General features: G+C 42.4%; 13 protein-coding genes. 2 read left to right on the top strand and 11 right to left on the bottom strand.

The features are described from left to right. Positions 1 to 8: 8 nt before the first annotated feature. The 8 genes from HT689_RS05385 to cdaA form a co-directional block, all read right to left on the bottom strand. Positions 9 to 1,880 carry an ABC-F family ATP-binding cassette domain-containing protein gene (locus HT689_RS05385; RefSeq protein WP_173280855.1) on the bottom strand — a complete coding sequence of 624 codons (1,872 nt, stop codon included), beginning with the start codon at positions 1,878 to 1,880 and terminating at the stop codon, positions 9 to 11. Further along, entirely contained in the window at positions 1,877 to 3,076 is a 1,200-nt protein-coding gene (locus HT689_RS05380; protein WP_345789541.1) for a CCA tRNA nucleotidyltransferase, read from the bottom strand. Before HT689_RS05380 ends, HT689_RS05385 begins: the two co-directional genes overlap by 4 nt. Then, positions 3,073 to 3,840 (bottom strand): 4-hydroxy-tetrahydrodipicolinate reductase, encoded by a 768-nt coding sequence (gene dapB, locus HT689_RS05375; RefSeq protein WP_173226786.1) that lies wholly within the window; start codon positions 3,838 to 3,840, stop codon positions 3,073 to 3,075. Before dapB ends, HT689_RS05380 begins: the two co-directional genes overlap by 4 nt. Before the next feature lie 163 nt (positions 3,841 to 4,003). Beyond that, positions 4,004 to 4,852: a DegV family protein gene (locus tag HT689_RS05370; protein ID WP_173226788.1), complete on the bottom strand. Its 849-nt coding sequence runs from the start codon at positions 4,850 to 4,852 to the stop codon at positions 4,004 to 4,006. A 1-nt stretch (position 4,853) separates the two neighbouring features. Further along, positions 4,854 to 5,228 carry a DUF1149 family protein gene (locus tag HT689_RS05365; protein WP_001050088.1) on the bottom strand — a complete coding sequence of 125 codons (375 nt, stop codon included), beginning with the start codon at positions 5,226 to 5,228 and terminating at the stop codon, positions 4,854 to 4,856. A gap of 73 nt (positions 5,229 to 5,301) precedes the next feature. Next, the gene (gene glmM, locus HT689_RS05360) at positions 5,302 to 6,654 is read right to left on the bottom strand and encodes a phosphoglucosamine mutase (protein WP_173226790.1); all 1,353 of its coding nucleotides are present in this window, start codon (positions 6,652 to 6,654) and stop codon (positions 5,302 to 5,304) included. A gap of 23 nt (positions 6,655 to 6,677) precedes the next feature. Next, entirely contained in the window at positions 6,678 to 7,457 is a 780-nt protein-coding gene (locus tag HT689_RS05355) for a CdaR family protein (RefSeq protein WP_084358166.1), read from the bottom strand. Continuing rightward, positions 7,444 to 8,301 (bottom strand): diadenylate cyclase CdaA, encoded by an 858-nt coding sequence (cdaA, locus tag HT689_RS05350; protein WP_050089436.1) that lies wholly within the window; start codon positions 8,299 to 8,301, stop codon positions 7,444 to 7,446. Before cdaA ends, HT689_RS05355 begins: the two co-directional genes overlap by 14 nt. A gap of 135 nt (positions 8,302 to 8,436) precedes the next feature. Between cdaA and HT689_RS05345 the strand changes: the two genes are divergently transcribed. Both HT689_RS05345 and HT689_RS05340 read left to right on the top strand, forming a co-directional pair. Further along, positions 8,437 to 9,405, top strand: a complete 969-nt coding sequence (locus HT689_RS05345) for an NAD(P)/FAD-dependent oxidoreductase (protein ID WP_173226792.1) — start codon at positions 8,437 to 8,439, stop codon at positions 9,403 to 9,405. 699 nt (positions 9,406 to 10,104) lie between these two features. Next, entirely contained in the window at positions 10,105 to 10,530 is a 426-nt protein-coding gene (locus tag HT689_RS05340; RefSeq protein ID WP_226373187.1) for a hypothetical protein, read from the top strand. A gap of 207 nt (positions 10,531 to 10,737) precedes the next feature. Here the strand turns inward: HT689_RS05340 and whiA are convergent, their stop codons facing one another. Genes whiA through rapZ form a run of 3 tightly spaced genes read right to left on the bottom strand, consistent with a single transcriptional unit; the run spans position 10,738 to position 13,510 of the window. After that, positions 10,738 to 11,649: a DNA-binding protein WhiA gene (gene whiA / locus HT689_RS05335; protein WP_172929044.1), complete on the bottom strand. Its 912-nt coding sequence runs from the start codon at positions 11,647 to 11,649 to the stop codon at positions 10,738 to 10,740. Continuing rightward, on the bottom strand, positions 11,646 to 12,623 hold the full coding sequence (locus HT689_RS05330; RefSeq protein WP_172929042.1) for a YvcK family protein: 978 nt from the start codon (positions 12,621 to 12,623) through the stop codon (positions 11,646 to 11,648). Before HT689_RS05330 ends, whiA begins: the two co-directional genes overlap by 4 nt. Then, positions 12,620 to 13,510, bottom strand: a complete 891-nt coding sequence (rapZ, locus tag HT689_RS05325) for an RNase adapter RapZ (RefSeq protein WP_173226794.1) — start codon at positions 13,508 to 13,510, stop codon at positions 12,620 to 12,622. The genes HT689_RS05330 and rapZ overlap by 4 nt, the downstream gene beginning before the upstream one ends. Between the last annotated feature and the right edge of the window lie 9 nt (positions 13,511 to 13,519).

The following is a 13,519-nucleotide window of genomic DNA, read 5'->3' as shown; positions in this document are numbered from 1 at the left end:
CTATTCTTTTAGCTATCAAAGTCACTTAGATAGTCATAGCGTTCGTATTTTTCAAGGAGTGCTTCGTTTTTCTCATCTAGTTCTTTTTGAAGAGTAGCTAGTTTGCCAAAATCAGAGCCATTGGTCTGCATCTCCTCTTCAATCGCAGCGATACGATTTTCCAAGGCTTCAATATCACCTTCAATGCTTGCCCACTCCTGCTTTTCTTGGTAGGTCATGCGTTTCTTGTCTTCACGAACCTTGACCACTTTTTCCTTTTCGGCCTTTTGCACTTGATTGGCCATCTCTGTTTCAAAGACTTTTTCATCAAGATAGTCGGTGTAATGACCAAAGAAAGGACGAATCTTGCCATCCTCAAAAGCGAGAATCTTAGTCGCTACCTTATCCAAGAAATAGCGGTCGTGACTAACAGTCAAAACTGGACCAGCAAAGCCTTGTAAGAAATTCTCCAAAACTGTAAGAGTAGCAATATCCAAATCATTGGTCGGCTCGTCCAAGAGAAGAACATTTGGTTTTTCCAAGAGCAATTTGAGGAGATAAAGACGTTTTTTCTCTCCCCCAGACAATTTCTCAATCAAGGTTCCATGTGTCGAACGTGGGAAGAGGAACTGCTCCAGCAACTCTGCAATCGAAGTCGTAGAACCACCGCTGGTCCTGACCTCTTCTGCCACTTCCTGCAGGTAATTGATCACACGCTTGCTTTCATCCAAGCCCTCAATTTGTTGAGAGAAATAGGCGATGCGAACAGTTTCCCCAATCACAACTTGTCCTGCTGTCGGCTCAAGAATGCCTGCAATCAAGTTAAGGAGAGTTGATTTCCCAACACCGTTGTCCCCAACGATTCCGATACGGTCTTTAGCCTGTACCAAGAGATTAAAATCTTGCAAAATGGGCTTGTTTTCATAGGCAAAGGAAACATCCTGAAACTCGATGACTTTCTTCCCAATCCGACTGGTTTCAAAGTTCATGGTCAAGTCTGTCTCAGCACTACTGCCTGAAACTTCCTTTTTCAAGTCATGGAAGCGATTGATACGAGCCTGCTGCTTGGTCGCACGCGCCTGCGGTTGTCTGCGCATCCAGGCCAATTCTTGCTTATAAAGTTGTTCCTTTTTGTGGAGAAGAGCCGCATCGCGCTCGTCCTGTTCTGCCTTAAGGCGAACATAGTCCTGATAATTTCCCTGATATTCGGTCAAGCCTGCTCGGTCCAACTCGAAAATCCGTGTTGACAAAGCGTCTAGGAAATAACGATCGTGGGTAATAAAAAGGACGGTCTTCTTGGAATTTTTCAAAAAGAGGGTCAGCCACTCGATGGTCGCAATGTCCAGATGGTTGGTCGGCTCATCCAAAAGCAAGAGGTCGTGATTGCCAAGTAAAACTTGCGCCAACTGGACCCGTCTTCTTAGACCACCTGACAATTCTCCAACTGGAGTGGATAAGTCTTGAATCCCCAGCTTGCTAAGAACCGTCTTGACCTGACTCTCAATTTCCCAAGCTTGAAGAGAGTCCATTTCTGCCATGACACGTTCCAAACGGGCCTGCTTGTCCTCACTATAGTTGAGCATAATCAACTCATACTCACGAATGAGCTGGATTTCCTTGAGATCGCTGGAGAGGACCGTATCCAAGACTGTCTTTCTATCATCAAAATCAGGATCTTGGGTCAAGTAACCAATCTGGTAATCATTCTTAGCCGAAAAGGGACTGACGTCACCATCAAAGCCAGAAACACCAGAAAGAACATCTAAAAGGGTGGTCTTCCCCGTTCCATTGACACCAATCAGACCAATTCTGTCTAGGTCATGGATAATAAAGGAAATATCCTTAAAAACGGTCTTGTCACCAACGGATTTACTTAGTTTTTCAACGATAAAATCACTCATTTTTTCTCCCTCAGATAAGCATGGATGGCTTGACGGTCATTTTCCAATTCTCCATCGACAATGGCATACTCAATCTCTGTTAAAATCTCTCCCAAGTCTGGTCCCGGCTGATAGCCATATTCCTTGATCAAAATACCACCGTTGATTTGGATTTCTTTCTTGTCATGAATGGTCAAACTCTGATAGGTTTCTGTGATGGCTTGTGGGTTGACTTCTTTTCCTTGGGCCTGACGAAGATTTTCAGCCTGTAAAAGTAAATCCAAGTCAAAGCGATAACAATCGCGCTTGCTCAACTCTCCCTTTTCACGCAAGGCCAAAATAGTCAGCAAATCCTGTACTTGCTTGGCAAACTGACGTGAGGTCTTCCAAGCTTTCAAAAATGGCTGCGCATTTTCAATCTCCAAAGCCGACAGTAGAGCCGACCAAGCTTGTTCAGAGGATTCAAAGGTAAAATCGGTCTCTAATTCAAATAGTCTGTTGATCTTGTCCTGGCTAGCTGCCATATCAGGGAGATAATCATAAGCTTGACTCTCAATCATGGAAGCCAAGCCCCTTCTCCAAAACGGAGACAGCAAGAGTTTATCAAACTCAACGAAGGTACGCTCTACAGAAATTTTCTCCAAAAGCGGTGTCAAGGTCTTCATAGCTTTAAATGTTTCTGACTCAAGTTCAAAGCCAAGGCTGGCCTGAAAACGGAAACCACGCATAATGCGCAGAGCATCTTCGTTGAAACGCTCACTAGCCACTCCAACTGCCCGCAAGACTTGCTTTTCCAAATCGTCTAAGCCATGGAACAAGTCTATGATTTCTCCTGTCTCATCCAAGGCAAAGGCGTTGACTGTGAAATCACGACGCTGGAGGTCTTCCTCTAACGAACGCACAAAGGAAACCGCACTTGGTCTACGATAGTCCACATAGACATCCTCTGTCCGAAAGGTGGTTACCTCATACTCCTCATCCCCATCTAAAACCAAGACAGTTCCATGATCGATTCCGATATCGGCTGTTCGCGGAAAAATCTGCTTGGTTTCTTCTGGATAAGAAGACGTCGCAATATCCACATCATGGATAGGGCGATTGAGAAGGGCATCTCGAACAGAACCCCCAACAAAATAGGCTTCAAAGCCTGCTTCTTTAATTTTTTCTAATACTGGTAAAGCCTTCTGAAATTCAGAAGGCATTTGCGTTAATCTCATAATAAGTGTTCTAATCCATAGACAAGCTCATGACGCTTGACAACTTCTTTAATTCCCAAATTGACCCCTGTCATGAAGGAGCTGCGATCATAGGAGTCATGACGGAGGGTCAATCCTTCTCCTTGATTGCCAAAGATGACTTCCTGATGAGCTACCAAGCCTGGCAAACGCACTGAGTGAATACGCATGCCATCAAAGTCAGCACCACGGGCACCTGCAATCAATTCTTCCTCATCAGGCGCGCCTTGCTGAATAGACTCTCGAACCTCTGCCATCAACTCAGCTGTTTTAATGGCTGTTCCACTCGGAGCATCCTTTTTCTTGTCATGATGGAGCTCGATAATCTCCACATGTGGGAAATATTTAGCTGCCTGCGTCGCAAATTGCATGAGCAAGACAGCACCCAAGGCAAAGTTAGGGGCGATCAAGCCACCCAAGTCTTGGGCACGAGAAATTTCTTTTAGCTCTGCAATTTCTTCACTAGTAAAGCCTGTCGTTCCAACTACTGGAGCAAAGCCATTTTCAAGAGCAAAACGTGTATTTTCGTAGGCAACAATTGGAGTAGTAAAATCTACCCAGACATCCGCTTCAAAGTCTGCTAAATCAACCTTATCCTTGAAAACAGGAATACCCTGCCATTCTGACTCAGACTCAAAAGGATCCAAAACTGCTACCAAGTCCAATTCTGGATCAGCCAAGACCATCTGACAAGCAGCTTGGCCCATCTTTCCCTTAAAACCAGCAATAATTACTCGAATACTCATCTCTACTCCTGTCTAAGATACAAAGGACGTTGGCTGCCCATGAAAAATAGGGAATGGCGCTGACTTTCCACGAAAGGCAAGACAGGCATCTTTTTTCAAGAGGCAGGTAGTCCGTGTTCAATTGCTAAAATACAAGCCATCTTAACTAGTCTAGAAGTGCCAACTAAATCACTGGAATATAACCCAAGGCAATACTTCCTGCTCCTAGGTGGGTTCCAATGACACTACCAAATGTAGCAAGTGAAACATCTGAACTCAATCCAGATTCAATCAAGTGCTGACGCAATTCCTCAGCCTTTTCAGGAGCATTCCCATGAATGACAATGACACGATATTGCCCTGAAGCTGTTTCTTCCTTGATAATCTCAATTAAGCGCTTGGTTGCTTTCTTTTCCGTACGAACTTTTTCGTAAACTTCAATCACACCTTGGTCATTGAAATAGAGGATTGGCTTAATGCTAAGCAAATTGCCCAAAATAGCAGCACCATTTGAAAGACGTCCACCTTTGACCAAGTGGTCCAAATCATCTACCATGATAAAGGCTGACGTACGACTGATTTGAATGGCTAGCTTATCCTGAATGCTGGCAAAATCATCGCCCTGGTCTCGCCAGTTAAAGACGCTTTCAACCATGATACCCAGAGGAGCACTTGTAATCAAAGTGTCTGGAAAGGCAATAGTTAAACCTTCATAGTCATCCACCATATACTGGATATTTTGGTAAAAACCTGAAATTCCAGAAGATAGGAAAAGCCCCAAGGCATGGGTATAGCCTTGTTCTTTGAGCGAAGTTAAGATTTCATCTAACTTGGCAATGCTTGGTTGACTGGTCTTAGGCAATTCAGAAGCCTGAGCCATTTTTTGGTAAAATTCCTCAGCAGTCAGATTGATACCTTCGACATACTCCTCACCATCAATATTGACAGGAATATCCAAGACAAACAAGTCTTCTCTTTGCAAGGTCTCTGCACTGAGATAGGCAGAGGAATCTGTAATAACAGCTAGTTTCATATTAGAACTCCAAATTGATTCCTGGTAAGTCTAATGCAATTTCAGTTACTTCGTAAGTCAAACGGTTAAGCATGTTCAAACTTGGACGAGCCAAAGTTTCCACTTCTTCTTGGCTCAATTCACTTGGTTCATTGACAATACGGCCATCGATATGGTTTACTTGTGAAATAGTTCCACTAATGACAAACTTATCAAATACAATCATAAATGTCAAGATAACAATCAAGGAAGTCACTTGATTTTCTTGATCATGTTGGAGCAATTGGAAGTTCACATCCACCTTAGTTTCAGGAGCTCCATTTTCATTTTCCCATTCAAAATTACGCGCATCAAAATGATACTGACTAACAAATTCTTGTTCACGTTTAAGATTCATGTCTTTCTCCCTCGGCTACAATATTATAAGCTATTGTACCATAATTTTTTATTTTCATCTAGTTTTCTAGGATTTAGTCAATCCCGATTTCAGCTCGCACTACGTCAGCGATGGTATCAACATAGTAGTCCACTTCTTCTGTTGTAGGCGCTTCTGCCATAACACGCAAGAGGGGCTCTGTTCCACTTGGGCGAACAAGGATACGTCCATTCCCCGCCATTTCAGCTTCCATCTTCTCGATGATAACCTTGATAGCTGGCACTTCCATAGCCTTTTCCTTCATGGCATTTTCCACTCGGATATTAACTAATTTTTGTGGGTAAATGGTTACTTCTCCTGCCAACTCTGACAAGCTCTTACCAGTTTCCTTCATGATTTTAGTCAATTGGACAGCGGATAATTGACCATCACCTGTTGTATTGTAATCCATCAAGATCACGTGGCCAGACTGTTCACCACCGAGGTTGTAGCCTGATTTTCTCATTTCTTCAACAACGTAGCGGTCGCCAACTGCAGTTACTACCTTGTTAATACCTTCGCGGTCCAAGGCCTTGTGGAAGCCAAGGTTGGACATAACAGTTGTCACGATTGTATTTTGAGCCAATTGTCCTTTTTCAGAAAGGTATTTCCCGATGATGTACATAATCTTATCACCATCGACGATGTCCCCATTCTCATCGACAGCAATCAAACGGTCACTGTCTCCGTCAAAGGCCAAACCAATAGCTGATCCGCTTTCTTTGACCACTTCTTGAAGGGCTTCTGGGTGAGTTGAACCAACATTAAGATTGATGTTAAGACCGTCTGGTGTTTCCCCGATAACCGTCAATTGGGCACCAAGGTCTGCAAAGATTTGACGGGCACTTGTAGAAGCTGCACCGTTTGCTGTGTCCAAGGCAACCTTCATTCCTTCAAGAGGAGTTCCAGTTGAAACAAGGTAGCCTTCATACTTACGCAAGCCTTCTGGATAATCTACCAAGGTTCCTAAGCCTTCTGCACTTGGACGTGGCAGAGTGTCTTCTGCAGCATCTAGCAAGGCTTCAATTTCTGCTTCCTTTTCATCATCTAGTTTGAAGCCATCACCGCCAAAGAACTTGATTCCGTTATCAAGGGCTGGGTTGTGGCTAGCAGAAATCATGACACCCGCACTAGCTCCCTCAGTTTTTACCAAGTAAGCTACTGCTGGTGTTGCCAGAACACCTAGTTTGTATACGTGAATACCAACTGAAAGGAGACCTGCTACTAGGGCAGATTCTAGCATTTCCCCTGAAATACGTGTGTCACGTCCTACAAAGACTTTCGGTGCTTCCGTTTCATGTTGACTGAGAACATAGCCTCCAAAACGTCCTAGTTTAAAGGCTAATTCCGGAGTAAGTTCTACGTTAGCTTCTCCACGGACTCCATCAGTCCCAAAATATTTACCCATTTTATAAAATCCTTTTCCTATTTTTAATTCGTTTTTGAACTAGTTGCTTTCGTTGACGAAGATGTCTCCGATGAACTGCTTGTTGTTGAATTTGATGTGCTTGAACTTGGTGCTACTGGTTTTGTAGTCACCTTCATTATTGTATCAAAGGGAGTGATAACTGCTGGTAAGACAACACCATTGCGGTCGATTGCCTGCAAAGGTACTGAACCACTGTAATTACCTGTAATCCGTTCACTAGTTGGCAAGACAGCGATAATCTTATCAATTCTATCCAATGTCTCTTGGTCACTCGTAATCGACACTTCTTCATCTGACAGCGTGACATTTTCAATCTGTACCCGACTATCAATTTGACTAGGGTCAATCTCTGGTACAACCTTTACCTTATTCTTCTGAGCCTTCTTACCAATCTTGACTGTAATTTTTTGCGGAGTCGCCACAGCGGTCAGCCCATTGGGTAAATCTTCAATGCTCAAAGGAACTTCAATCGTTCCAACACTGGCATCTGTTAGGTCAGCAGTAACCTTGAATTTACGTGTGCTTTCTTGCATTTCACTAGCTAGCGATAGGCGATTTGCACCAGTCAAGACCACTGATACTTCTGAAGCAAAACCGCTAATAAAATACTCATCACTATTATAGCGTATGTCAATAGGGACATTTGTTACTGTATTCGTATAGGTTTCCGTTTTTACCTGCCTAGCACTGGTACTGTTTTGAAAATTCGTCGCCGTAGCATAGACAAATAAGACACAAGCAAAAAAGAGTGAGGATATGATATATAAACTATTTTTTCTCATGTTTCCATCCTCCTAGCAATCGTTCTTTAAAACTAAGACCTGCTTCCTCTTTTGGAAGTAAGATTTCACGTAATTCTGTTTCAAATTCATCAAGTGTTAGGTTGTGCTTAAAGCTTCCATTATAGGTTATCGAAATTCCTCCCGTTTCCTCTGATACGACAAAAGTCAAGGCATCTGAGACTTCTGATAAACCAATAGCCGCCCGATGTCTGGTTCCAAATTCCTTGGAAATTCCTGTACTTTCTGTCAAGGGCAGATAGGCAGACGTCACAGCGATACGTTCTTCTCTGATAATCACCGCACCATCATGTAGGGGAGTGTTGGGAATAAAAATGTTAATGAGAAGTTCTGCAGAAATCTTAGCATCTAAGGGAATTCCTGTCGAAATATACTCCTGCAAGGTACGTACACGCTGAATAGCAACCAAGGCCCCGATTTTACGAGGACTCATGTATTCAACAGACTTAACAAAGGCACGAATCATCTGTTCCTCAGCACTAATAGGGGCATTGGAAAAGAAATCTGTCGCTCTTCCCAAACGTTCCAAACCAGTCCGAATCTCTGGAGAGAAGATAACAACCGCCGCAATAACCCCATAAGTAATAATTTGATTGATCAACCAAGAAATCGTAGTCAAGCCAATCATATTTGCAAGGATTTGAGCTAAAATAAACACCAAAACTCCACGTACCAAAATCATAATCTTGGTTCCTGCAATAGCTTTTGTAAAATGATATAAAATATAAGCAACAATCAAAATATCAATCAGATTGATAGCTATCGTCCATGGACTTGCAAACAAACTGGTCCAATATTGCAGATTGGATAATTGTTGAAAATTCATCCCTGATATCCTCCCTATCAAAACACTTTCGTCCTATTATACCATTTTCTGGCATTTTTTTCCCTATCCTAGTCCATTTTACATTGAGCAAAAATATGATACAATAAACTGACTAGAAAAAACAAAGGAGAAACCATGTCTCAACTCTATGATATTACCATTGTAGGTGGTGGTCCTGTCGGGCTTTTTGCAGCCTTTTATGCCCACCTACGCCAAGCCAAGGTTCAAATCATCGACTCTCTTCCCCAACTGGGTGGACAACCTGCTATTCTCTACCCTGAAAAGGAAATCCTAGACGTCCCAGGCTTCCCAAATCTGACTGGAGAAGAGTTGACTAACCGCTTGATTGAACAGCTAAACAGCTTCGATACCCCTATTCATCTTAATGAAACGGTTCTTGAGATTGAAAAACAAGAAGAAGGATTTACCATCACGACTTCTAAAGGAAGTCACCTGACTAAAACAGTTATCATCGCTATGGGTGGCGGTGCCTTCAAACCACGTCCTTTGGAACTAGAAGGCGTTGAGGGCTATGAAAATATCCATTACCACGTTTCCAACATCCAGCAATACGCTGGTAAGAAAGTGACGATTCTTGGTGGGGGAGACTCAGCAGTGGATTGGGCTTTGGCTTTTGAAAAAATTGCACCAACCACCCTTGTTCACCGCAGAGATAATTTCCGTGCCTTGGAACACAGTGTTCAAGCCCTGCAAGAATCATCTGTATCCATCAAGACACCATTCGTTCCTAGCCAACTCCTTGGAGATGGAAAAGCACTCGATAAACTTGAAATCACAAAAGTCAAATCTGATGAAACCGAAACGATTGACCTAGACCACCTCTTTGTCAACTATGGTTTCAAATCTTCGGTCGGTAATCTTAAAAACTGGGGGCTCGACCTCAACCGCCACAAGATTATCGTCAACAGCAAACAAGAATCTAGCCAAGCAGGTATCTATGCTATCGGTGACTGCTGCTACTATGACGGAAAAATTGACTTGATTGCGACAGGTCTCGGAGAAGCTCCAACTGCTGTCAATAATGCTATCAACTACATCGACCCTGAGCAAAAAGTACAACCAAAACACTCTACTAGTTTATAAAAAAGAACCACGAGTCACATAGGATTCGTGGTTTTAAAATGAACTACACCTCAAAAGTTAGACAGAAATACATCTAACTTCTGATATGCAGCCCACCTTCTCTTTGCTCTTGTTTGAATAAGAAATTTTTTGAAGAATCATTAGATTATACAAAGTATTCATATCAGCCTTTTAAAGCTATATAAAAACTCTCCAACTATTCTATTATACCATATAAAAAAATAAATAAATAGACTTGTTTTTTTCTTTTTTTGACGTATACTAATAATAGAAAGCGCTTTAAATAAAATAAAAGGAGGTTTTATGAGGAAAGTAAATAAGGACATTTTATTCTTAACTGGAATCATAGTTTTATGTTTTGGTTTTTTATTATTTCACATCAACCCCTATTATGCCGAACCCTATGCGACACTGAAAGAAAGAATAAATTTATTCTTTTGGCAACTATATTGGAGACCTGTAGGAACTCTCAGTATTATTTCGGGTTGCATTATAACTTTCAAAGGATTGAAAAAATAATCTTTTACTCATGAAGAAAGGAAATTTGTTATGATTAAACTGAAACTATTGTTTTTCTCTCTACTATCAAGTCTATTATTCTTAGTCACAACATCTACGGTTTTTGCTGATGTCTATCCTGGTACAAATTATGAAATTGTATCTAATCGTATTGTAAAAGATATCAACACAGGAGAGTTATTGTCATTTTATACGACTGAACTTAGAGACGCCTATTTAGAGTCTAAATCTACGTATCAGACTCGTTCTAATGCAACTGGTGTTGCAGACTATAGAACTAAATACTCTCACTCTTACAAGAAAAGCACCACATCAGGTCCTGTAAGTTCAACTGCCTATGGTGGAAAAGCTGGAGCTACTCTGACTGTAGGTGCAGGTGTTAGCTTTTCTGCTCCGGAGTCTGGAGCTGGACTTAGTTTAAATCACTCAGTCTCCCATAACGTACCACCCTACACTTATGGTTATATTAGACTAAAAGCATCTTACACAGTAAACGTTCGTAAACTAGAAGTTAGATACTTAGGCACCAACAAATGGGTTCCAGCTGGTGAAACCTCTACTATATCGAATGTTAGCGTTTGGAGCGAACTGGTCACTTGGAAATAACTCATTAGAGACTGGGTAAAAACTCAATTTCAGGAGAAAATGAAATAAATTTTCTCACAATAAAACGCATAGTATTACGGTTCAAGTCAACACCGGATATTATGCGTTTTTGATTTTAAAGAGCCAAATTTCTTAACTTAATGACATTGCTTTTTGCCCAACCTCTTTTTATTTCAAAAAAGAACCTCGCAAAACAAGAGCCTGGTTTTATAGTTCATCAGCTAATTTATTTATTTTTCTGAGTCTGTGGTTGACACCACTTTTGGTCAGAGGGGTGCTGAGGCTATCTGCCAACTGTTGGATAGAGTAGTCTGGGTGCTGAATCCGCAACTGCGCTACTTCCTGCAAATCCACTGGCAGATTTTCTAAGCCTATAATATCTTTGATTTTGCTGATATTGTTGATAGTCTTCATGCTGGCAGAAACTGTCCGAGCAATATTAGCTGTCTCGGCATTATTGGCTCGATTAAGATCGTTACGAGTTTCCCGCAAAATCTTAACCCGCTCAAAATCATCACGCGCCTTCATGGCTCCGATTACTATAAGAAAGTCCATAATATCTTCGGCACGCTGGAGATAGGTCACAGCTCCCTTCTTGCGTTCAAGCACCTTGGCATCCAGTAAAAACTGCTGGAGAAGGGAGGCAATCCCTTGCGCGTGGTCCAGATAAACAGAACTGATTTCCAACTGATACTTGCCTGACTCAGGGTCACGAATGCTTCCATTTGCCAAGAAAGCACCACAGAGATAGGCACGACCTGCTTCCTCATCCGATAAAATCGCCTCATCAATACCTGTTTCCAGACCAAAGAAGGAGTCTGCCAAGTGCAAATCACTTAACAAATCCTGCACCTTTTCATCTGTAAAAACGGTATAGACCCGATTCTTGCGGAGATTGCTTCTTTGGTGGTGACGTATTTCCGATTTGATTTCATAGAAATGGAGAAAGGACTCATAGAGGTGACGAGCCAGTTTGGCATTTTCTGTCACGACGGACAAGGTCAGGCCCGAGGTCGAGAGACCGATGCTACCAGACATCTTGATAATGGCAGATAATTCATGCCGGCTTAGATGGTGCTGACCTAGGATTTCTTCTTTTACTGCTACTGTGAAACTCATTTTCTCACCTGTATAATCCGCATCAACTCATCCACTATCAAATTCCCATCGTGGAAGGCACCACCATTTTCCAGACGGAGGAAGTTGGATGAAATCACGCGCGGAACTTGCTTACAAAGACTTGCAAAATCATGTTCCACCTGCACCAAGTATTCATCAAACCGGTTGGAATTCATGTATTCCTGAGGCACTTTTTCGATATTTACCAAGACAGTATCGATAAAAGGGCGACCAAGATGACGATGCAAGACCTCCACATGATCACTATCTGTAAAGTGTTCTGTCTCCCCACGTTGGGTCATGATATTGCAGACATAGGCGATTTCTGCCTTAGTTTCCAAAAGCGCCTGCCCAATTTCCTTAATGACAATATTGGGCAAAATAGAGGTAAAGAGAGAGCCAGGCCCTAGGACAATCATGTCACTTTCAAGAATGGTCTGCACTACTCGACGACTGGCCAGAGGCGTATCATCGTTGAGGGTATTGGTCACATAGACATGGTCAATCATGCCTGGATGGTCTGCAATATGACTCTCTCCAGCCACTTCTGTCCCATCCTGAAAGACTGCATGCAGGGTCAAAGGATGGTCACTGGAAGGATAAATTTTCCCTGTTGTATGGAAAAATTTGCTCAATAACTGCATGGCATTATAGGTCGAACCCTGCATTTCTGACAGGCCAGCGATAATGAGATTTCCCAATGGGTGGCCAGCAAAGGCTCCCGCATCCTCAGAAAAGCGGTACTGAAAGACCTTCTCATAAAACTTAGGCATATCCGACATGGCCACAAGGACATTACGAAGATCACCTGGCGGTGTCAATTGCTGCATATTTTTTCGGAGTTCACCTGATGAACCACCGTCATCCGCTACCGTTACGATAGCAGCGATTTCCACATCTTTTTCACGCAGACTTTTAAGAATGACGGGGATCCCAGTCCCTCCACCAATCACCGTTATCTTTGGTTTTCTCATGAACGGTTTACCGTTTCCTTTCTTCGGTCTTTGTCACGATGCCCTTCATTGACAGGCCAATTCTTGGATAAGTCCTGCGCCAAGTGTTTGGCAAAGGCCACACTACGGTGTTGTCCCCCTGTACAACCCATGGCAATGGTCAAAACGGACTTACCTTCCTTTTGGTAACTTGGCAAAATCGGCTCAATCAAGGCCAACAAATGTTGATAGAAGTCTTCTGACTCAGGATGATTCATGACATAGTCATAAACTGGTTCATCTACACCCGTTTGGTTTCTCAGTTCTGGAAGATAATATGGATTTGGCAAAAAGCGCACATCAAAGACTAAATCTGCATCAATCGGGATTCCATATTTAAAGCCAAAAGACATGACTTCGATACGGAAAGACTGGGCTTGTTCTTGATCTGAAAACTGCTCTGCAAGGGTTTTACGCAGTTCACGAGGAGTAAGTTCAGTTGTATCCACCACATTTTGGCTCATATTTTTCAAAGGTGCCAAGAGTTCACGTTCCAGCTTAATTCCATCTAAAATACGACCGTCTGCTGCTAATGGATGACTTCGTCTGGTTTCCTTGTAGCGCGCGACCAATTCCTTATCTGCTGCGTCCAAGAAGAGGATTTTAAAGTCCAGTTCTTCCTTGTTTTCCAACTCATCCAAAACAGTTTGAATTTCTGAAAAGAAAGAACGGCTGCGCATATCCACCACCAAGGCCAACTTATGGTCGTCTTCCTTTGTTTCCACCAACTGCAAAAACTTAGGCAAGAGAGCTGGTGGCATATTATCAATGGTAAAATAACCTAGATCCTCGAAGGACTGAATGGCTACAGTTTTTCCCGCACCACTCATCCCTGTCACAATCACCAAGTGAAGTTGTTTCTTTGTCATCTTTTTCTC

This window comes from Streptococcus sp. 2342, from assembly GCF_013276795.1.
In the GTDB taxonomy this organism is placed as follows: Bacteria; Bacillota; Bacilli; order Lactobacillales; family Streptococcaceae; genus Streptococcus.
This window is presented reverse-complemented; position numbering and strand designations above follow the sequence as displayed.

Bases quoted from the DNA above. Each gene is read 5' to 3' on its own strand.
- HT689_RS05385 (WP_173280855.1), bottom strand. From the start codon at position 1,880: ATGAGTGATTTTATCGTTGAAAAACTAAGTAAATCCGTTGGTGACAAG.
- HT689_RS05380 (WP_345789541.1), bottom strand. From the start codon at position 3,076: ATGAGATTAACGCAAATGCCTTCTGAATTTCAGAAGGCTTTACCAGTA.
- dapB (WP_173226786.1), bottom strand. From the start codon at position 3,840: ATGAGTATTCGAGTAATTATTGCTGGTTTTAAGGGAAAGATGGGCCAA.
- HT689_RS05370 (WP_173226788.1), bottom strand. From the start codon at position 4,852: ATGAAACTAGCTGTTATTACAGATTCCTCTGCCTATCTCAGTGCAGAG.
- HT689_RS05365 (WP_001050088.1), bottom strand. From the start codon at position 5,228: ATGAATCTTAAACGTGAACAAGAATTTGTTAGTCAGTATCATTTTGAT.
- glmM (WP_173226790.1), bottom strand. From the start codon at position 6,654: ATGGGTAAATATTTTGGGACTGATGGAGTCCGTGGAGAAGCTAACGTA.
- HT689_RS05355 (WP_084358166.1), bottom strand. From the start codon at position 7,457: ATGAGAAAAAATAGTTTATATATCATATCCTCACTCTTTTTTGCTTGT.
- cdaA (WP_050089436.1), bottom strand. From the start codon at position 8,301: ATGAATTTTCAACAATTATCCAATCTGCAATATTGGACCAGTTTGTTT.
- HT689_RS05345 (WP_173226792.1), top strand. From the start codon at position 8,437: ATGTCTCAACTCTATGATATTACCATTGTAGGTGGTGGTCCTGTCGGG.
- whiA (WP_172929044.1), bottom strand. From the start codon at position 11,649: ATGAGTTTCACAGTAGCAGTAAAAGAAGAAATCCTAGGTCAGCACCAT.
- HT689_RS05330 (WP_172929042.1), bottom strand. From the start codon at position 12,623: ATGAGAAAACCAAAGATAACGGTGATTGGTGGAGGGACTGGGATCCCC.
- rapZ (WP_173226794.1), bottom strand. From the start codon at position 13,510: ATGACAAAGAAACAACTTCACTTGGTGATTGTGACAGGGATGAGTGGT.